The organism is Salipaludibacillus sp. CF4.18 (genome assembly GCF_051262595.1).
Lineage (GTDB): Bacteria > Bacillota > Bacilli > Bacillales > Salisediminibacteriaceae > Salipaludibacillus > Salipaludibacillus neizhouensis.
The window spans coordinates 191,867-210,567 of sequence record NZ_JBIMEV010000003.1 but is presented as its reverse complement, the minus strand read 5'-3'; the positions used below and the strand labels follow the sequence as shown (position 1 = coordinate 210,567).

22 protein-coding genes are annotated in these 18,701 nt (G+C 37.6%); all 22 read left to right on the top strand.

Translation table 11 applies throughout. From position 1 onward, the window contains the following. A partial coding sequence (locus tag ACHABW_RS03980; protein WP_435754139.1) for a YphA family membrane protein occupies positions 1–277 on the top strand: 277 nt, incomplete at its 5' end. Positions 278–520: 243 nt separating this feature from the next. Next, entirely contained in the window at positions 521–1,837 is a 1,317-nt protein-coding gene (der, locus tag ACHABW_RS03975; protein WP_435754138.1) for a ribosome biogenesis GTPase Der, read from the top strand. 58 nt (positions 1,838–1,895) lie between these two features. After that, the gene (plsY, locus tag ACHABW_RS03970) at positions 1,896–2,522 is read left to right on the top strand and encodes a glycerol-3-phosphate 1-O-acyltransferase PlsY (protein ID WP_435754137.1); all 627 of its coding nucleotides are present in this window, start codon (positions 1,896–1,898) and stop codon (positions 2,520–2,522) included. Positions 2,523–2,524: 2 nt separating this feature from the next. Further along, positions 2,525–3,574: an NAD(P)H-dependent glycerol-3-phosphate dehydrogenase gene (locus ACHABW_RS03965; RefSeq protein ID WP_435754136.1), complete on the top strand. Its 1,050-nt coding sequence runs from the start codon at positions 2,525–2,527 to the stop codon at positions 3,572–3,574. Positions 3,575–3,643: 69 nt separating this feature from the next. Further along, positions 3,644–3,913 (top strand): stage VI sporulation protein F, encoded by a 270-nt coding sequence (locus ACHABW_RS03960; RefSeq protein WP_110935233.1) that lies wholly within the window; start codon positions 3,644–3,646, stop codon positions 3,911–3,913. 471 nt (positions 3,914–4,384) lie between these two features. Beyond that, complete coding sequence (locus ACHABW_RS03955; protein WP_110935234.1) at positions 4,385–4,588, top strand: DUF2768 domain-containing protein; 204 nt, start codon at positions 4,385–4,387, stop codon at positions 4,586–4,588. 37 nt (positions 4,589–4,625) lie between these two features. After that, entirely contained in the window at positions 4,626–5,342 is a 717-nt protein-coding gene (locus ACHABW_RS03950) for a hypothetical protein (protein ID WP_435754135.1), read from the top strand. A gap of 518 nt (positions 5,343–5,860) precedes the next feature. Further along, the gene (spoIVA, locus tag ACHABW_RS03945; RefSeq protein WP_110935236.1) at positions 5,861–7,339 is read left to right on the top strand and encodes a stage IV sporulation protein A; all 1,479 of its coding nucleotides are present in this window, start codon (positions 5,861–5,863) and stop codon (positions 7,337–7,339) included. Between the two features lie 255 nt (positions 7,340–7,594). Beyond that, the gene (locus ACHABW_RS03940) at positions 7,595–7,867 is read left to right on the top strand and encodes an HU family DNA-binding protein (RefSeq protein ID WP_110935237.1); all 273 of its coding nucleotides are present in this window, start codon (positions 7,595–7,597) and stop codon (positions 7,865–7,867) included. Positions 7,868–8,111: 244 nt separating this feature from the next. Continuing rightward, on the top strand, positions 8,112–8,678 hold the full coding sequence (folE, locus tag ACHABW_RS03935; RefSeq protein WP_110935238.1) for a GTP cyclohydrolase I FolE: 567 nt from the start codon (positions 8,112–8,114) through the stop codon (positions 8,676–8,678). Between the two features lie 82 nt (positions 8,679–8,760). Beyond that, entirely contained in the window at positions 8,761–8,979 is a 219-nt protein-coding gene (mtrB, locus tag ACHABW_RS03930; protein ID WP_110935239.1) for a trp RNA-binding attenuation protein MtrB, read from the top strand. 308 nt (positions 8,980–9,287) lie between these two features. Further along, positions 9,288–10,106, top strand: a complete 819-nt coding sequence (locus tag ACHABW_RS03925; RefSeq protein ID WP_435754134.1) for a heptaprenyl diphosphate synthase component 1 — start codon at positions 9,288–9,290, stop codon at positions 10,104–10,106. A gap of 3 nt (positions 10,107–10,109) precedes the next feature. Next, positions 10,110–10,811 (top strand): demethylmenaquinone methyltransferase, encoded by a 702-nt coding sequence (locus ACHABW_RS03920; protein ID WP_435754133.1) that lies wholly within the window; start codon positions 10,110–10,112, stop codon positions 10,809–10,811. A gap of 31 nt (positions 10,812–10,842) precedes the next feature. After that, complete coding sequence (locus tag ACHABW_RS03915) at positions 10,843–11,703, top strand: UbiA-like polyprenyltransferase (protein ID WP_110935242.1); 861 nt, start codon at positions 10,843–10,845, stop codon at positions 11,701–11,703. Then, a complete protein-coding gene (locus ACHABW_RS03910) occupies positions 11,700–12,311 on the top strand; it encodes a UbiX family flavin prenyltransferase (protein ID WP_435754132.1) in 612 nt (203 codons plus the stop codon). Before ACHABW_RS03915 ends, ACHABW_RS03910 begins: the two co-directional genes overlap by 4 nt. Then, entirely contained in the window at positions 12,308–13,165 is an 858-nt protein-coding gene (locus ACHABW_RS03905; protein WP_110935244.1) for a menaquinone biosynthesis protein, read from the top strand. The genes ACHABW_RS03910 and ACHABW_RS03905 overlap by 4 nt, the downstream gene beginning before the upstream one ends. A 14-nt stretch (positions 13,166–13,179) precedes the next feature. Continuing rightward, positions 13,180–14,151 (top strand): heptaprenyl diphosphate synthase component II, encoded by a 972-nt coding sequence (gene hepT, locus ACHABW_RS03900; RefSeq protein WP_435754131.1) that lies wholly within the window; start codon positions 13,180–13,182, stop codon positions 14,149–14,151. A gap of 360 nt (positions 14,152–14,511) precedes the next feature. Continuing rightward, positions 14,512–14,955 (top strand): nucleoside-diphosphate kinase, encoded by a 444-nt coding sequence (ndk, locus tag ACHABW_RS03895; protein ID WP_435754147.1) that lies wholly within the window; start codon positions 14,512–14,514, stop codon positions 14,953–14,955. Between the two features lie 108 nt (positions 14,956–15,063). Further along, the gene (locus ACHABW_RS03890) at positions 15,064–15,837 is read left to right on the top strand and encodes a CheR family methyltransferase (protein WP_435754130.1); all 774 of its coding nucleotides are present in this window, start codon (positions 15,064–15,066) and stop codon (positions 15,835–15,837) included. Positions 15,838–16,000: 163 nt separating this feature from the next. Further along, entirely contained in the window at positions 16,001–17,173 is a 1,173-nt protein-coding gene (gene aroC / locus ACHABW_RS03885; protein ID WP_435754129.1) for a chorismate synthase, read from the top strand. Next, positions 17,173–18,267: a 3-dehydroquinate synthase gene (aroB, locus tag ACHABW_RS03880; protein ID WP_435754128.1), complete on the top strand. Its 1,095-nt coding sequence runs from the start codon at positions 17,173–17,175 to the stop codon at positions 18,265–18,267. The genes aroC and aroB overlap by 1 nt, the downstream gene beginning before the upstream one ends. Continuing rightward, positions 18,264–18,632, top strand: a complete 369-nt coding sequence (gene aroH, locus ACHABW_RS03875) for a chorismate mutase (RefSeq protein ID WP_110935250.1) — start codon at positions 18,264–18,266, stop codon at positions 18,630–18,632. Before aroB ends, aroH begins: the two co-directional genes overlap by 4 nt. Positions 18,633–18,701: the final 69 nt, after the last annotated feature.

The following is an 18,701-nucleotide window of genomic DNA, read 5'->3' as shown; positions in this document are numbered from 1 at the left end:
TTCCGTGATTCTTCTAGTTATATTTGCACGTGGGATTCAGCTCCGTCTTTTTATATTGTTGATTGGGGTTTTCCAAGGGTTAACCTTGTCCAAGATAGCTACCCATCTAAATAATGATGCTGGGAACTGGCCTTTTTACGGATTTACTAGTATGACGGTGTTAGAGATTTTAGCAATGTCTTTGCTATGTATAACCGTTTGGAGTTGGTTAGAAAATATGGCGATTTCGCTTAAGGAAACGGTTGTTTTATCTAAGCCGACTGTACAAGGTAGATAGATCGCTATAATAGAATAAATTGGTTGTCTAGAGCCGAGTTTTCCTTTATATGAAAAATACAAGCTTTTAAAAAGAGGTCTACCGATCTGAAATCAATAACAATTTTAAGTTACGAAAAATAAAAAATTTAAACTCTTTAATATATATTTATTGGTGTATGTCAAATGGAAGGTTTCTTTTCATGAAACTGCAACGTATAATAGATAAAGTATGTATTTAAAAGACGAAAGCGAGGAAAATACTGTGCCAAAACCAGTATTAGCCATTGTTGGAAGACCTAACGTTGGTAAGTCAACAATTTTTAACAGGATAGTAGGAGAACGAATAGCAATAGTTGAGGATAAGCCAGGTGTAACTAGAGACAGAATTTACAGCTCAGGTGAATGGCTTGAACATGAATTTTTTGTTATTGATACAGGTGGTATTGAAATAAGTGACGAGCCATTATTAGGGCAAATGAGAGCTCAGGCTGAACTTGCCATACAGGAAGCAGATGTAATTTGTTTTGTTGTAAACGGCAGAGAAGGGTTGACGGCAGCTGATGAAGAGGTATCACAAATACTTCAAAGGTCTAAAAAGCCAGTAGTAATTGGCGTAAATAAAATGGACGACCATTCGATGCATGAAAAGATTTATGAATTTTACAGTTTGGGAATAGGCGAACCACTTCCAATCTCCGGATCTCATGGTTTAGGAATAGGAGATTTGCTAGATCATTTGGCGACCCACTTTCCAAAAGACATAGAGGACAAATATGATGAGTCAACGATTCGTATGAGTCTAATTGGACGTCCTAATGTTGGGAAGTCTTCGCTAGTAAATGCTATTTTGGGGGAAGAAAGAGTTATTGTAAGCGACATTCCTGGAACGACAAGAGATGCGATTGATACTCCCTTCACTAAAGATGACCAAGAATACGTGGTCATTGATACAGCAGGTATGAGGAAGCGTGGTAAAGTATATGAGTCCACGGAGAAATATAGCGTCTTAAGAGCTTTGAAAGCAATAGAGAGATCGAATGTTGTTCTTTGTGTAATAAATGCAGAGGAAGGTATTATCGAGCAGGATAAGAAAATTGCAGGTTACGCTCATGAAGCTGGTAGAGCAGTTGTGATTGTTGTAAATAAATGGGACGCAGTTGAAAAAGACGATAAAACGATGAGAGAATTTGAGCAAAAAATAAGGGATCATTTCTTATACTTAAGTTACGCGCCTATCTTATTTTTATCTGCGAAAACAAAACGACGGGTCCAGCACTTGCTACCGGTTGTAAATGAAGTGATGGAGTCACATAATCTTCGAGTTCAAACGCATGTATTAAACGACGTAGTTGTTGATGCAGTGACGATGAATCCAACACCTACTGATCATGGTGGACGAAGACTTAGAATTAAATATACGACACAAGTTTCTGTTGCGCCACCTACATTTATTTTATTTGTTAATGATCCAGAACTTCTTCACTTTTCTTATCGTAGATATCTGGAAAATAAAATTCGAGAAGCGTTTGGATTTATCGGAACACCAATTCATATTATGGCAAGAAAGAAAAACGATTAACCGATTGGAATCTGACTTTTAGAATACTCTCTATTAATATAGTGGGAGGAGGGATGTTATGCTGACAGCTCTTGCAATTATCTTGTCGTATCTGGTAGGATCTATCAGTTTTAGTTATGAAATAGGAAAGCAACTGCGAAAGTTAGATATTAGGGAACATGGAAGTGGAAATGCAGGTGCAACAAATACGTTAAGAGTAATGGGAATTGGGCCTGCTATTGTTGTTTTATTATTAGATGCCGGGAAAGGCATTGGGGCAGTCTTTCTAGGCTTTTATCTTTCAGGTGGTTCTCCAGTCATTGCGGCCACTAGCGGTTTAGCAGCGATACTAGGGCACAATTGGCCTGTTTATTATGGGTTTAGAGGCGGTAAAGGTGTTGCAACAACAATTGGTGTTTTAGCAACACTAGTTATTTTCCCTGCCCTAATAGCAGGTGCAGTAGCTATAGGCGCAATCATTTTCACGAGATATGTGTCTTTGGGCTCTTTAATTTTTATGATTGGTACGACGTTGATTACTGCTATTTATTATAATTATTTTGAATACCCTTTTTATTATGTGTACTTTTTAATATTTATTACTTTGTTATCTATTTGGCGACATAGGCTGAACATTGAACGATTGCTCAGCAAAACTGAAAGTAAACTAGGAGAAAAAGCACAAGCAAAACAGGGGGAGGCGTAACAATGTCAAAAGTTGCTGTTTTAGGATCAGGTAGTTGGGGAACTGCTTTATCACTTGTATTAGGAGATAATAATTACGAAGTAAGACTATGGGGAAGATCACAGGAACAGGTAGATGAGATTAATGATAACCGGTGTAATGTAAGATATCTACCTGATGTAAAGCTCCCTGATAATATTCATGCATTCACGGATCTTTCGAATACTTTAGAAAATGTAGAAGTAGTCGTATTAGTGGTTCCAACGAAGGCCATGAGAGAAGTGCTTAAAGAAGTAACCAAATACTTGAGTGTACCCGTTCTATTTGTTCACGCTAGTAAAGGTATTGAACCAGAGACACACTTACGTGTTTCAGAAATTATTGAAGAAGAAATTCCTCAGGAGCAAAGGACTTCTATTGCTGTATTATCTGGTCCAAGTCATGCTGAAGAAGTCTCAAGACGACAACCTACTACGGTTACTTGCTCCTCATTAGATATGAATAGTGCAGAAAGGGTTCAAGATTTATTTATGAACTCTGTTTTTCGTGTGTACACGAACCCAGACTTAATTGGAGTCGAGATAGGCGGCTCACTGAAGAATATTATTGCAATTGGTGCTGGAATGACAAATGGTTTAGGATTTGGAGACAATGCGAAAGCTGCGTTAATGACTCGAGGCTTAGCTGAAATTGCGCGTTTAGGCATGAAATTGGGAGCTAATCCATTAACGTTTGCAGGTTTAACAGGCTTGGGGGACTTAATTGTCACCTGTACGAGTGTACATAGTAGAAATTGGCGCGCTGGGAATATGCTCGGTAAAGGAAAAACATTAGAGGAAGTGTTAGATGAGATGGGTATGGTGGTCGAAGGAATTAGGACGACAAAAGCCGCTTACCAACTTGCAGAACAAACAGGCGTGGACATGCCAATTACAAAAGAATTATATCAAGTATTATTTCATGATAAAACACCGGAAGATGCAGTAACTGAACTTATGGGCAGGGTGAAGAAACATGAAGTAGAAGATTTAAAGTTTGGTGACGGAGACCCACTTAATCATTTAGAACCCTGATTTTTGCTCTCACCTTTTTTCCTCCAATGCATAAATTAGCATTATAGGTTTGTAGGAGGAGGGATAAGAGTGGAAGAAGGAAAAAATCACTCGATTTTTGATCAGTTAGAAGGTAAAACAAATGTTAAGCAACAAGACTTATTTAACTTAGCACAATCCGTTAACCAAAAAGATTTATCTAAAGAGGAAAATGTGCGACAGCTCATCCATCAAGTTGCGACTGTAGCAAATGTACCAGTATCGAAAGAAAAAGAAGATGAGTTAGTTAGAGCAATAACTAATAATGAAGTACCTATGGATTTTGGTTCGTTAGCCAAAATGTTTCAAAAGACTAAATAAAGTTAGGCTTTCATATCAATCAAAATCGTGATAGCTAGCATATATTGAAATAGTAAGTGCATGGCTGTTAAATGATGAAGTCTAGGCAGTATTTAGTCATAGAAGACTGGAGAAAAGGCCCCTTTTCTTCAGTTTTTTGTTTAATTTATGAGCTGAGGGGGCGAATCCGCTCAAGGCGGACGCAATGAAGTAACAAAATAGAAAAAAAGACATTAAGTTTAAGTCAGTAATAGAGTTTTAACAATGACAAATTGGGTTAAGTAAGACGAGCCCACATTACATAGGGTATTACCAGTCCAAAAAGAATTCTTTTAACATGCATTTTAGGATGAAGCTATGCTATAATTATGCAGAATTTAGAAGAAGCGTTTAATATTCTTGGTTACTGAGTAAATATATTGGGCTTATCAGTAGATGGTTCTTTTTTCTAATGCTTCTTTCGTAACCTGGGATAAAATAGGGGGAAATATTATGTTTGAAGATCCATTAATGAAAATGTGGGTATCTTTTATCGGGATGGCCCTAATGACAGTGTCAGTTATCGTCACTGTTTTTACTAAAGAAAAGCTTTCTGGCTTTTTGAGATATTTTTTCTTGACGATAAGTTTTATTTGTATAATAATTTCCGGGATCATTATCGTGCTTGTAGTTTTTACAGGACCAGCCCCGGAATAATGGAAAAATTTATGTTGGATAAGGGTAGGGATCGTTTATGTTATACCTGCGGTTAATTTCTGTGACATTGGCAGTTCTTTTATTATCAGGTTGTTTATATCCTCAAAATGAACGAAGAGAGAATCAAGTACCTAATGAGGCTCAGTTGCAGTCCGTTCAAACAGCAGTTGAGCAATATCAAGAAAATCGTTCTGTTCTTCCGATTAAGACAAGAGAAGCTGATACACCTATCTTTCGAAAATACCCCATTGAATTCGCCCAATTAGTACCTGGTTTTCTAGAGTCCGCCCCTGGTAATTCATTTGAAAATGGTGGAACTTATCAATACGTTTTGACAAACGTGGAAGAAGAACCACTTGTGAAATTAATTGATCTTAGAATTACTCAAACAATCCAAGATTTAGAAAGACGCTTGTACTCCTATCGAGGTGACCATGAATTTGCACCTGTCGAAGAAGTGGTTGGCTATGAACTATTGAAGCTGGATTTCGAGGCGTTGAAGTACGAAGAAGAACCTACGGTAGATAGTCCATTTCATCCTACCCATCGGCTTCCGTTATTTATGAAGACGGATGGAAGCATTGTGATAGATTATTCATTGGATATTCAATATTACCTTGAAGAATACGGATGGGGAGAGTTTTCGGAAGGTGATGATCTCCGTTGGTTATTGGTTGAGCATGCTCCTTTTGTTCCAGCATACTCTGAGCCGCAAACAGTCGAGAATGGAGAAGTCATATTCATCGAAAATTAAGTTATATCATCATTCGATAGAATCATTTATTTTTACTTGCACGCTTTGAGAGAATGCTCAAAGCGTTTTTTTTGCATTAAACTTAGCAGCCGTAGCTACTTGAGAATGCAATAGTTGGCGACTTCGGCGGGGAAATCAACTACTGAAGACTCCGCAGAGCGGTTTTCCAAGGCTACTGACAAAGTATAAAATTACCTTCATAGAGCCAATTCAAGTACTTGGTATGAAATCAAAACAATCGTAAATAAAATCCGTTGTTCTGCATAAAAAAGATACCTATGCATATTTGATGTTTACATCAAAGTCATTACAATCATTTCACTTCTGTAAAAAACTTATAGGTCTTAAATGTCATCGTTCATCATAGTTATTTCAGTAGACAAAAGTAATGTCTGGAGAGGATTCGTTCTACTAGTCATAAAAGTTGGACAACGACATAGAGTAATAAAGACAAAGACTCAAATTCATTTATCACTTGCAGAGTGAATTTACGTAGAAATCTAGCAGGAGGCGATTGTGTGGAAAAGGTAGATATCTTTAAGGATATTGCAGAAAGAACTGGCGGTGACATTTATTTAGGTGTTGTAGGTTCCGTTCGCACAGGTAAATCAACGTTTATAAAGAAATTCATGGAATTAGCTGTCATACCTAATATTGAATTAGAATCAGACAGAGCAAGAGCACAAGACGAGTTGCCTCAAAGTGCTGCGGGAAGACAAATTATGACGACAGAGCCTAAATTTATTCCTAATCAAGCCGTATCCATTCATGTAGACGATGGACTGGATGTAAACGTAAGGGTTGTAGATTGTGTTGGATATGCCGTCCCTGGAGCTAAAGGCTACGAGGATGAGCATGGGCCACGAATGATTCATACACCTTGGTATGAGGATGCTATTCCGTTTCAGGAAGCTGCTGAAATCGGTACAAGAAAAGTCATTCAGGAGCATTCCACGCTAGGGGTAGTCGTAACAACCGATGGATCGATTGGAGAAATTGCTAGAGAGGATTATGTAAAATCTGAACAAAGAGTGATTGAGGAGTTAAAAGAGGTAGGAAAACCATTTGTTGTATTAGTTAACTCTGTTCATCCAACTCATCCCCAAACGGAAGGGTTAAGAGCAGAATTAGAGGAGACGCATGATGTACCAGTTTTAGCGATGAATATTGAAGGAATGACGGAACAGGATATCCATAGTGTCATGCGAGAAGTCTTATTCGAATTTCCTGTTCATGAAGTTAATGTGAACTTACCAAGCTGGGTAATGGTATTAAAAGAAGATCATTGGTTAAGAGAAAACTATGAAAATTCCGTGAGAGAAACAGTAAAAGATATTAAAAGATTGCGCGATGTCGATCGAGTTGTAGGTCAATTCTTTGAATATGATTTCATTGAGAGAGCAACACTTGCCGGAATTGAAATGGGTCAGGGAGTTGCAGAAATCGACTTAGATGCACCTGAGGACCTCTATGATCAAATATTAATGGAAGTGGTAGGTACTGAGATACGAGGGAAAGATCATTTACTGGAGCTTATGCAGGACTTAGCTTTTGCCAAATCAGAATATGATCAAGTAGCAGAGGCTTTGAAAATGGTTCGTCAAACAGGATACGGAATTGCAGCGCCAACTATCGCTGATATGAGTCTGGATGAACCTGAGATTATCAGGCAAGGATCAAGATTCGGTGTTCGACTTCGAGCTGTAGCCCCTTCCATTCATATGATTAAAGTTGATGTCGAATCTGAGTTTGCACCAATAATTGGTACAGAGAAACAAAGTGAAGAATTAGTGAGGTATTTAATGCAGGACTTTGAAGAGAATCCTCTATCCATTTGGAATTCTGATATCTTTGGCAGGTCATTAAATTCAATAGTAAGAGAAGGAATTTCTGCTAAACTATCACTAATGCCTGAAAATGCAAGATACAAGCTAAAAGAAACATTAGAACGCATTATCAACGAAGGATCTGGCGGTTTAATAGCAATTATATTGTAGCTCTCCTAAGTGGAGGGCTTTTTTTTATTTTGAATAAATCCCATATTTTAGGAAAAAAAATAGGTTAACTTACCTTTTAAGGGAAAAAAGCGATAAAAATGCAAGGAATTACGCAAAAATTGTTGAAATATTATGCTCTATCGTTTAATATAAGCCTTGTTATCCCATGAATAAAGGGAAAACTATGTATAAAGTGTTTATTATTGTGAAAGTAATGGTATAACACAAGTATAAGTATAGAAGGAGGTGAATAGTATGAATAAAACAGAACTTATTAATGCAGTTGCTGAAAAGACTGAGCTTTCTAAGAAAGACGCTACCGGTGCTGTTGATGCTGTTTTCGAAGTCATCACTGGTTCACTTCAAAACAGTGAAAAAGTCCAGTTAATTGGATTTGGAAACTTTGAAGTACGTGAGCGTGCTGCTCGTAAAGGTCGTAACCCGCAAACAGGGGAAGAGATCGAAATTCCAGCAAGTAATGTACCAGCTTTTAAACCTGGTAAAGCCCTTAAAGATGCAGTTAAATAATTACATATAGGGCTATATGTTATTGACTGAAAGTGTCTCATGAGCTTAGCTTTTGAGGCACTTTTTCTTATTTCAGAAAAATGGATAATTCAGCGGTATCAAAGAAAGTAATATCCTTTTGAGACAATGGCAATTTGTGGCGGTACCATGATAAGAAGGTTTTCTTGTCACAAGGCAAAGCGGTATGCTAAACTTTTATAGATATCTACATAATCAGTTAAAATGAAATGGAGGCCGTATTGCTATGAGCCAGGTTGACCATGAAAAAATAGAAAAAGCAGTAACCATGATTCTCGAAGCAGTAGGAGAGGATCCAACCCGCGAAGGGTTACTAGACACACCTAAAAGAGTAGCTAGAATGTATGAAGAGGTATTCCAAGGTTTAAATCAAGATCCACGAGAACATTTCAAAACAGTTTTTGGAGAAGATCACGAGGAACTCGTACTAGTAAAGGATATACCGTTTTATTCGATGTGTGAACATCATCTAGTTCCTTTCTTTGGTAAGGTTCATATAGGCTATATACCAAAAGGCGGCAAAGTTACAGGTTTGAGTAAATTGGCAAGAGCTGTGGAGGCGGTGTGTCGACGTCCCCAGTTACAGGAACGAATTACCTCGACCGTCGCCAATTCAATTGTAGAGACACTAGATCCTAGAGGAGTTATTGTTGTCGTTGAAGCCGAGCATATGTGTATGACGATGAGAGGGGTTCGAAAACCCGGATCCAAGACAGTAACCTCGGCTGTAAGAGGTGCATTTGAACGCAGTGATGCAGCTCGTGCTGAAGTTTTATCCTTGATTAAGGATTAGTTATTACCTTTCAATAAAATATCATTATCAGGCTAGGATTTTTATTCGGTCTTGATAATGCAATGAAACGGGGGGTCTTCCATTGGCAGAATCTAATGATTATATTGTAATTAAAGCAAAAGAAGATGGTGTGAGTGTAATCGGTTTGACTAGAGGAACCGATACGAGATTTCATCATTCGGAGAAATTAGACAAAGGCGAGATGATGATTGCTCAATTTACAGAGCATACGTCGGCCATAAAAATACGCGGTAAAGCTCTATTACAGACAGCTCATGGTGAAATGAGCAGTGATGAGTAAGACTAAGTGTCGCTCTTAAAACTAGGTATTCCTTTTAATTAGTTTTCTAAAGTTGGTGCACTAATCAATCTGATTAACGAGACCGGGCATAATATAGCCTGGTTTTCTTGTTTTTTAGATTCAGCCAATAGATTATCCCCACCATACATACTACGAGGTCTTGTTCTAAAATTTTGAACTTATCACGTAAGTAATGTTTTATTTTGTATCCTTATCGCTATGGACTAATTGTGATATACTAGACGTGCATAGAATGCGATATATACTGGATATATTTTTATGCACTTTGAAAGCTGGGGGACTTTTGAATGACTGCGATTTATACGAACAATGAGGAATTAAAAAATATATATGACAGCTTTTATCTGCATGTTAATCATCCGTACTTAAATAAATACATTAAAAATCCAGAGATTGATGAGGATCAGGCGGAAATTCTTCTTCTGATGCTTAAAGAAAAAGATTTGTCAGATACATTTATTCACGACTGTATTCTAACAACGATGTTGGTTCAAGCGGCATTAGATATCCATGAAACTGTCGACACGCATGAACTTGGTACAAGCAAGCTAAAAACAAAACGGCAACTCTCTGTTCTTGGCGGAGATTACTATAGCAGTCTTTACTATTACGTTCTTTCCAAGTTAGAAAACAGTTCTTTAATTAGAGCATTTGCTCGCTCCATTCAAGAGATTAATGAATCTAAAATGAACATATATAAACAACATAAAAAAAATGCGCAGCCATCTCTTAATGATTTGAAGAAAATTTATTCTTCAGTACATATAAATATCGCGGAGCTATTAGATCTGAATGATTGGAGTGAAGGATTGGAACAGTTTTTCTTACTCAAATCTTTGCTTAAGGAAAGGTTCGATCTGATTGAATCAGGCAAAACAGGGATTATAGCCCAATCGCTGCATCAAATTATGGGAAACTCTCTAGTGAAATCAGAAACAAAACCTGATACGATAAATTACCTTAATTCTTATATTGAACTCACAGATTCAAACTTAAAACATTTTAATTGGCGCAATGAAGAAATACAAAAAATATTTCAAAAAAGAACAACGAATCTTTTATTGAAATATCAACTATCAGAGCAGTGTGTAGTGGAGGAAGGATAAACTATGGCCAGAACAAAAGAAGAGCGTGTCCATGATGTATTTGAATCGATTTCTGGTCAATATGACAAGATGAATGCTATCATCAGTTTTAAGCGGCATCTTGCTTGGCGAAAAGATACGATGAAGAAGATGGCAGTTCCTAAAGGAGCATCAGCACTGGATGTTTGTTGTGGAACCGCTGACTGGACAATTCATTTAGCTGAAGCAGTAGGTATTAACGGTAAGGTACGAGGGCTGGATTTCAGTGAGAATATGCTTTCTGTAGGTAAAGAGAAAGTAACTAATAAAAAGCTGAATCAGATAAAACTAATTCATGGTAATGCAATGGAGCTTCCATTTAAGGACAATGAATTTGATTTTGTAACGATTGGATTTGGTCTCCGTAATGTTCCGGATTACCTGCAAGTTCTTAAAGAAATGAGACGGGTTGTTAAACCAAATGGCACAGTTGTTTGTTTAGAGACATCTCAACCAACAGCTTTTGGTTTTAAACAAATTTATTGGTTGTATTTCAAGCATATTATGCCATTATTCGGAAAGGTTTTTGCGAAAAGTTACGATGAATACTCGTGGCTTCAAGAATCAAGTCAGTCTTTTCCTGGTAAGGAAGAATTAAAATCATTATTTAAAGAAGCTGGATTTGAGGATATTACATATAAATCATACTCTGGCGGAGTGGCCGCATCTCATTTTGCTAAAAAATAAAAGATTTAATGTTTTGAAGTGGGGATAACAGATGAGAAAATTAAAGATAATTTTAGAAATGATTAAATTTGAACATACAGTTTTTGCATTACCCTTTGCCTTCCTTGGTACGGTATTGGGTAGTTTGATAATCAATGGAAGTTGGCCAACCATATCCGATTGGATCTGGATCACTCTTGCGATGGTAGGTGCAAGAAGTGCTGCAATGTCATTAAATCGACTAATCGATGCTCAAATCGATAAAGCTAATCCACGTACAAAAGACCGGGCTATTCCTGCTGGTTTGTTATCAAAAATGGAGACATCACTATTTATCGTTGTTTCATTTGTAGTGTTGTTCGTAGCTGCATTTCAATTGAATATGCTAGCCGTTTACCTATTACCGGTAGCTGTATTCTTTCTTGTGTTTTATTCCTATACGAAGAGGTTTACATGGCTTTGTCATGTGTTTCTAGGGTTTACTATAGGCATAGCGCCATTAGGTGGATGGGTTGGAGCTACAGGAACGTTAACATGGGAAGCTTTTGTTTTGTTTCTAGCCGTAGCTTTTTGGACAGCCGGTTTTGACGTTATTTATGCTACTCAGGATGCTGATTATGATAAAAAAGTAAACTTACATTCGATCCCAAGTTTTTTTGGAATTACAAAAGCTCTGTTAATTGCTAGAGGATTTCACATCGTAAGCTTGGCATCGATGTTAATATTATTTTTTATCGCGCCATTAGGTTGGATTTATCTGGCGGGTGTTATTATTGTTGGATCAATTATGGTATATGAACATATGCTTGTATCTCCAGAAGATTTGTCTAAAGTGAATGTAGCGTTCTTTAAAATGAATGGGATTATTAGTGTGGTCATGCTAGCCTTTTCAATTGGAGACCTATTGCTATGACTCAACAAACGAATAAAAAAGTTCTTACAGTTGCGATCACAGGGGCTAGCGGTGCAGTCTATGGCGTTCGTTTTGTACAAGAACTGTTAAGACAAGGGCATACTGTTCATTTTGTTCTTACAGGAGCAGCGTGGCAAGTGTTTCATTATGAACTTCAATTAGATACCACAGACCAAGAGAAATGTCTTGAAGAATTATTTGGTGGTTATAAAAACTTTCATTATCACACCCAGCAAGATTTTTCAGCACCTATTGCCAGCGGATCAGCCAAAAACGATGGAATGATCATTATTCCTTGCTCAATGGGTACATTAGCAAAAATTGCACACGGAATTTCTAGTAATTTACTAGAGAGATCAGCCGATGTTGTATTAAAAGAGCGGAGAAAACTGGTAATTGTGCCCCGAGAAACGCCATTAAACTCTATTCACTTAGAGAACATGAAACGTCTTAGCGACTTAGGTGGATTGATTGTACCAGCAATGCCGGGCTTCTATCATAATCCGGAATCAATGGATGATATGATAAACTTTGTTGTAGGTAAAGTATTGGACCAGGTAGATGTTGATCATAATTTATTTACACGTTGGGGAGGCGGAGAATCATGAGCTTAATCGTTGGTGAAATATCTTACACGAATATTAGGCCGATGTTTCATTATATTGACCGTAGTACCTTAATAAATAAAGGGTGTGAATTTGTCCCGGCAATTCCTGCTAAATTAAACAAGGAAATGAAGGAAGGCACTATTCACGTTGGAGGAATATCTTCGTTTGCTTATGGTGAAAATGCTGAAAAATACAAAGTATTACCTCAACTATCTGTATCATCACCTAAAAGTGTCGGGTCTATTTTTCTGTTTTCTAAGACGAAGATAGAGGACTTGGACAAGGCCTCCATCGCGTTAACGTCTAGCTCGGCAACGTCTGTCAACTTATTAAAAATTATCCTGCAACACTTTTACCAACTGGATGTACATTATGAAACAACGGCACCTGATTATACGCAAATGATGAGTGAACATGATGCATGTCTTTTAATTGGTGATGATGCTATTTTAGCGAAAATGAATAAGCCTAATCATATTTTTCATTATGACTTAGGAGCATTATGGGCTCATTTTACGAATCTGCCGATGACATACGCAGTATTTGCAGTTAGAAAAGAGGCTTGGAAAGATCAACCTGATCTATTAGCAGAGCTTCATGAGCAATTTCTGTGGAGTAAGGACAAGTGCATGAGGGACGGATATTCAAGTATGATAAAATCAATAAAGTTGGAATTGGGTGGCACAACAAGTTTTTGGAGGAATTATTTCTCTGGATTAAACTATGAACTGACAGATCGGCATTTTGAAGGCTTGTATTATTATTACAAATTAGCGTACGACTTAAAGCTTTTATCAAAAGACGTTCGTCATATTTCGATTTGGAACCCTGCCGATCACTTTCATTCTGTTTAGCAAGGTGGACTATTATGAGACTAACTGATATATACTGGCATTTGAGGTCGGACATAACGAGAATTGAAAAAGAAATAGAAAAAACGATTGATGCGCAGCATCCTATTTTACAGGAGGCTTCCTCTCATTTGTTGAAAGCGGGCGGGAAAAGAATTCGACCGGTATTTGTGCTGTTATCTGCACAATTTGGGAATTATGATTTAGAGAAGATTAAACATGTCGCTGTTCCACTTGAATTAATTCATATGGGCTCACTTGTTCATGATGATGTGATTGATGATGCAGAACTTAGACGAGGTAAAAAAACGATTAAATCCAAGTGGGATAACCGTGTCGCAATGTATACTGGGGATTTTATCTTCGCAAAAGCAGTTGAAACAGCCACCTATAGTAATGAACCTAAACTTCATCGGATTTTATCTGATGCGATGGTGGAAATGTGTATTGGCGAGGTAGAACAAATTAAATACCAATATGACTCTAATCAACATTTTAGAGTTTATCTTCGACGGATTAAACGTAAAACAGCTCTTCTAATATCTGTGAGTTGTCAATTAGGTGCTATGGTTTCTGGTGCTACGGAAGAACACCAACGTTTATTAAAAAATTATGGGTACAACTTGGGAATGGCATTTCAAATTACTGACGATATTTTGGATTTTGTCGGCACAGAAAAAGAATTAGGAAAGCCTGCAGGAAGTGATTTACTTCAAGGTAATGTAACACTTCCGGCTTTATATGCAATGCAGCAAAGTCAAGCCCTAAGGCAAACGATAGAGGCTTACCTAAACAAGAATGGTCTCAACTTTATTGATATGCATGGTACTATTGAAAAAGTTAAGCAGACAGATGCCATTGTCAATTCTAAGAAAGTAGCGGATCTTTATATCCAAAAAGCATTGCAGGCATTGGAAGCCCTTCCTGATACCCAAGCTAAGCACTCATTGACTCAAATAGCTCACTACATAGGAGACAGAAAGTTTTAAGCATCAGGAAGTCTCAGTTTGTTACCAGAATGATGAGAAGTCTATGAGAGTAATAAGCAAATATTTCTTAGAGCCCGCTATGATTAATTCTTAATGCTTAGCGGGTAGGGCCCATTGAAATCATTATTTAAATAGGTGTTAAATGATACATTGTTTTAGAGAATTTATAAAAATGACAGCTATCTTCACGCCACACGTATCAAGGGAAACCCACCCTAGATACTTAAATGATAGTGGCGAAAGATAACACTGTATTTAATAAAAGACGCTTGGCGTTTTTCTTAAAGTGTTGTGAAAGTTTGAAATATTTGTTATAATCTAAATGTTGGAAGTTATATACATATGTTGGAGGAATGCATGATGGAACAGACGTTTTTAATGGTAAAACCGGATGGTGTTCAAAGAAATCTTATCGGTGAAGTAGTTTCTCGCTTTGAAATGAAAGGGTTTACACTAATTGGGGCAAAAGTGTTACAAATTTCTCCCGAATTAGCTGAAACACATTATGGGGAACATAAAGGAAAGCCATTTTTCGAAGGGCTTGTTGAGTTTATTACGTCAGGACCTGTATTTGCAATGGTTTGGGAAGGTGACGGAGCAATTCTAGAAGCTCGTAAAATGATGGGGAAAACAAAACCTCAAGAAGCGGACCCAGGAACAATACGTGGAGATTATGGTGTAAATATGTCTAAAAATATTATTCATGGTTCTGATTCAGTAGAAAGTGCAAAAAGGGAAATTTCACTTTTCTTTAATGACAATGAGATTGAATCCTATAGTAAAACGGTTAATAAATGGGTCTAACTTCAAAAAGCTGCCTTCCCGGTAGCTTTTTTTCTATTACATGGTAGTCGTAACAACATAAATATGTTACAAGTAATAGTATCACAGTTAGGAAAGAGGATTATTTCGATGGATGATTACCAATACTTTATAGACCAAGTGAAACAAAAAACAGCAATTGATTTATCCTATTACAAGGAGACTCAGATGAAGCGGAGGTTAACCTCATTAAGAGATAAAAGAGGTTTCGCCAATTTTGAGGAGTATTATAAAGCAATGACACAAGAGCAAGAGTTATTTGAAGAATTCTTACAACGAATGACAATTAACGTATCAGAGTTTTTTCGGAACCCACAAAGATGGACTGTTTTAGAAAAGAAAATTATTCCAAGACTATTGAAAAATCAGTCATCGATTAAAATGTGGAGTGCAGCCTGTTCCACTGGGGAAGAACCTTACTCTTTAGTTATTTTACTTAACCAATTCCTTACATACAAACAAATAGATTTACTAGCCACAGACTTGGATCAGTCGATTCTGGATCGTGCAATAAATGGATTTTATCCCGAACGTGCTTTAAAAGAAGTAGAAAACAAAAAGCTACAAACTTATTTTGAAAAACAAGATTTAGGTTATTCAGTGAATGATGAAGTAAAGAAACCAATTCGATTTGGACGACATAATTTACTTCACGATAAATTTGAGACTGGATTTGATTTAATCGTATGCAGAAATGTGATGATTTATTTTACGGAAGACGCGAAAGATAAGTTATATCAAAAGTTCGCTGATGCTTTAAAGCCTGGCGGAGTTCTTTTTGTTGGGAGTACCGAACAGATATTTAACGCCCAGCGTTATGGACTTGAAACGGAAGATACCTTTTTTTATAAGAAAATGGAATAAGAAAAGGTCTTGTTTCTTTCTTTAGTAGAAATTTTGTCGATTATTTTGATTATTATTTAAAAAATTCATGTATTACCCTTGAAAAATTGTCTGAAATCATAAACAATAGATATAATGACTTTTTAACACATAAAAGCGATAAAGAAAGCTGAGGTAGGTATATATGCGTTTTCTAACAGCAGGCGAGTCTCATGGACCAGAATTAACAGCAATAATAGAAGGGGTTCCTAGTCAACTCCCTTTAACAGTAGAGGATATTAACGAACACCTAGCCAGAAGACAAAAAGGCTATGGCAGAGGTCGAAGAATGCAAATTGAGAAAGATCAAGTTCGAATTACCAGTGGTGTTCGACACGGAAAAACAACTGGAGCACCAATCACGTTGCATGTAGAAAACAAAGATTGGACACATTGGACGAAAATTATGGGTGCTGAGCCTTTAACAGAAGAAGAAGAGCAGGACATGAAGCGAAAGATTACACGTCCAAGACCGGGACACGCTGATTTAAACGGAGCAATAAAGTACCGTCATCGTGATATGAGAAATGTACTGGAACGCTCATCTGCTCGTGAAACAACTGTAAGGGTTGCAGTAGGAGCAGTAGCACAAGTTATATTGAAACAGTTTAATATTGATATTTGTGGACATGTTCTGGAAATCGGGGATGTAGTTAGTACTCAAAGAGACCTGGACTCTGTCCAAGAGCTAAAAGAAATATCTGAAGCATCTGAAGTTAGGTGTATTGATCCTGAAGCAAGTGAAAAGATGAAACAAGCGATTGATGATGCAAAGCAAAATGGCGATTCAATCGGTGGTATTGTCGAAGTGGTGGCAAACAATGTTCCTATAGGATTGGGAAGCTTCGTACACTATGATCGTAAGTTAGATGGGAAAATAGCTCAAGGGGTACTTAGTATCAATGCATTTAAAGGAGTCGAAATTGGACTTGGTTTTGAAGCAGCCAGATTAAAAGGAAGCCAGGTTCATGATGAAATAGCACATGACGAAGAAAGAGGTTTTTTCCGTAAATCAAATCGTTTAGGTGGATTTGAAGGCGGTATGACAAATGGGATGCCTGTTGTTGTTCATGGCGCAATGAAACCTATTCCTACGCTATACAAGCCGTTACAGAGTGTAGATATTGATACAAAAGAAGCTTTCTCAGCTAGTATTGAACGTTCTGACAGCTGTGCAGTTCCGGCAGCTGCAGTTGTTTGCGAAGCTGCAGTAGCTTGGGAACTGGCTGATGCATTTTTAGATAAGTTTGGATCAGATACAATGGATGACATTAAGAAGCATTATGACGCGTATATGAAAGAAGCGAGGGAATTTTAATGAACGCCCCTAGTCTGACGATTGCGAGTGAAAAAAATAGTTACCCTGTTTTTATTCAAGGTGGTTTAAGGCATGAGTGCTTCTCCTATATTGGGGAGGCACTGGAAAAGAGTGTTAGTTCGTACATGATCATGATTGATGAAAATGTAGCTGATCTTTATTTAGCTGACTTACTAGCTTCTTTCCCTGAAAATATTCAACCCACTGTTACGAAGATAGCAAGTGGAGAGGGATCAAAATCGATCGAGAAATTCAGTCAATTATTAACCGAGGCGCTCGAGGTGCCATTAGACAGGCAATCGGTGATCATCGCAGTAGGAGGAGGAGTCACTGGAGATTTGGCTGGCTATGTAGCCGCTTCTTACATGCGGGGAATCCGGTTTATTCAAATGCCAACGACTTTACTGGCCCATGATAGCAGTGTTGGCGGGAAAACAGGTATTAATCACCCGTTAGGCAAGAATCTAATTGGAGCATTTCATGCTCCTTCTGCGGTCTTATATGACTCTGATATGCTGCGCACTCTGCCTGAGACAGAGTGGCGGTCAGGTTTTGCAGAGGTAGTGAAACATGGTTTCATTAAAGATACGGCGTTTCTAGAGTGGCTTGAAAAGAAAGTCATGTCATTCTCTGACATACCTTCTGATATATTGAACGAAATGCTGAGAAGATCCATTGCAGTGAAAGCAGAGATCGTTCAGGAGGATGAAAAGGAAAATGGTGTACGGGCCTTTCTTAACTATGGACATACTTTAGGACACGCATTAGAGTCAGAATTAGGCTATGGAAAACTGACACACGGAGAGGCAGTTGCTATAGGGATGGCGTTTGCCCATAAATTAAGTGAACGAGTGTTCCATACAACTTTACCCACTAAAACACATGAAATATATATGACCAAACTAGGCTATCAGTTATCTATTCCAAAGGGGATTTCAGCTGCATCACTACTTCAACGTATGAAGCTTGATAAAAAAGCGGAGCATAATCGCATTCGTTTTGTATTACTAGAGGAAATGGGGAAACCGGTCTTGTTACCGGTTGAGGAACAAGTCGTATTAGATCTACTCGTAAGTGAGGGGGTTAACGCATGATTCGTGGATTACGAGGTGCAACCACTGTCGAAGAAAATAATGGTGATTCAATTTTAGCAGCGACAAAGGAACTCATGCTGGAAATTCAAGAAACGAACGGATTTCATCCTGAGGATATCTCTCATATTATAATAACAATGACAGAGGATTTGAATGCTACATTTCCCGCGAGAGTATTACGTGACATTGCAGGTTATCAGCTTGTACCTGTGATGTGCGCTCAAGAAATAGCAGTTCCCGGTGGATTACCAAAATGTATACGACTGATGGTAACTGTAAATACGACAAAATTTCAAAATGAAATTAAGCATATTTATCTTAATGATGCTGTAAATCTTAGACCTGACTTAACGCTTGACAAATGATTATATAGTCAGTACTATTGCTAATAAGTTTAGATTAGTAGAGAAGTTACGAGAGAATTAGTAAATGAG

Excerpts from the sequence above, each read along its gene's own strand:
- plsY (WP_435754137.1), top strand. The coding sequence starts at position 1,896 with ATGCTGACAGCTCTTGCAATTATCTTGTCGTATCTGGTAGGATCTATC.
- ACHABW_RS03965 (WP_435754136.1), top strand. The coding sequence starts at position 2,525 with ATGTCAAAAGTTGCTGTTTTAGGATCAGGTAGTTGGGGAACTGCTTTA.
- ACHABW_RS03955 (WP_110935234.1), top strand. The coding sequence starts at position 4,385 with ATGTTTGAAGATCCATTAATGAAAATGTGGGTATCTTTTATCGGGATG.
- ACHABW_RS03950 (WP_435754135.1), top strand. The coding sequence starts at position 4,626 with ATGTTATACCTGCGGTTAATTTCTGTGACATTGGCAGTTCTTTTATTA.
- ACHABW_RS03940 (WP_110935237.1), top strand. The coding sequence starts at position 7,595 with ATGAATAAAACAGAACTTATTAATGCAGTTGCTGAAAAGACTGAGCTT.
- folE (WP_110935238.1), top strand. The coding sequence starts at position 8,112 with ATGAGCCAGGTTGACCATGAAAAAATAGAAAAAGCAGTAACCATGATT.
- ACHABW_RS03925 (WP_435754134.1), top strand. The coding sequence starts at position 9,288 with ATGACTGCGATTTATACGAACAATGAGGAATTAAAAAATATATATGAC.
- ACHABW_RS03920 (WP_435754133.1), top strand. The coding sequence starts at position 10,110 with ATGGCCAGAACAAAAGAAGAGCGTGTCCATGATGTATTTGAATCGATT.
- ACHABW_RS03915 (WP_110935242.1), top strand. The coding sequence starts at position 10,843 with ATGAGAAAATTAAAGATAATTTTAGAAATGATTAAATTTGAACATACA.
- ACHABW_RS03910 (WP_435754132.1), top strand. The coding sequence starts at position 11,700 with ATGACTCAACAAACGAATAAAAAAGTTCTTACAGTTGCGATCACAGGG.
- ACHABW_RS03905 (WP_110935244.1), top strand. The coding sequence starts at position 12,308 with ATGAGCTTAATCGTTGGTGAAATATCTTACACGAATATTAGGCCGATG.
- hepT (WP_435754131.1), top strand. The coding sequence starts at position 13,180 with ATGAGACTAACTGATATATACTGGCATTTGAGGTCGGACATAACGAGA.
- ndk (WP_435754147.1), top strand. The coding sequence starts at position 14,512 with ATGGAACAGACGTTTTTAATGGTAAAACCGGATGGTGTTCAAAGAAAT.
- ACHABW_RS03890 (WP_435754130.1), top strand. The coding sequence starts at position 15,064 with ATGGATGATTACCAATACTTTATAGACCAAGTGAAACAAAAAACAGCA.
- aroC (WP_435754129.1), top strand. The coding sequence starts at position 16,001 with ATGCGTTTTCTAACAGCAGGCGAGTCTCATGGACCAGAATTAACAGCA.
- aroB (WP_435754128.1), top strand. The coding sequence starts at position 17,173 with ATGAACGCCCCTAGTCTGACGATTGCGAGTGAAAAAAATAGTTACCCT.
- aroH (WP_110935250.1), top strand. The coding sequence starts at position 18,264 with ATGATTCGTGGATTACGAGGTGCAACCACTGTCGAAGAAAATAATGGT.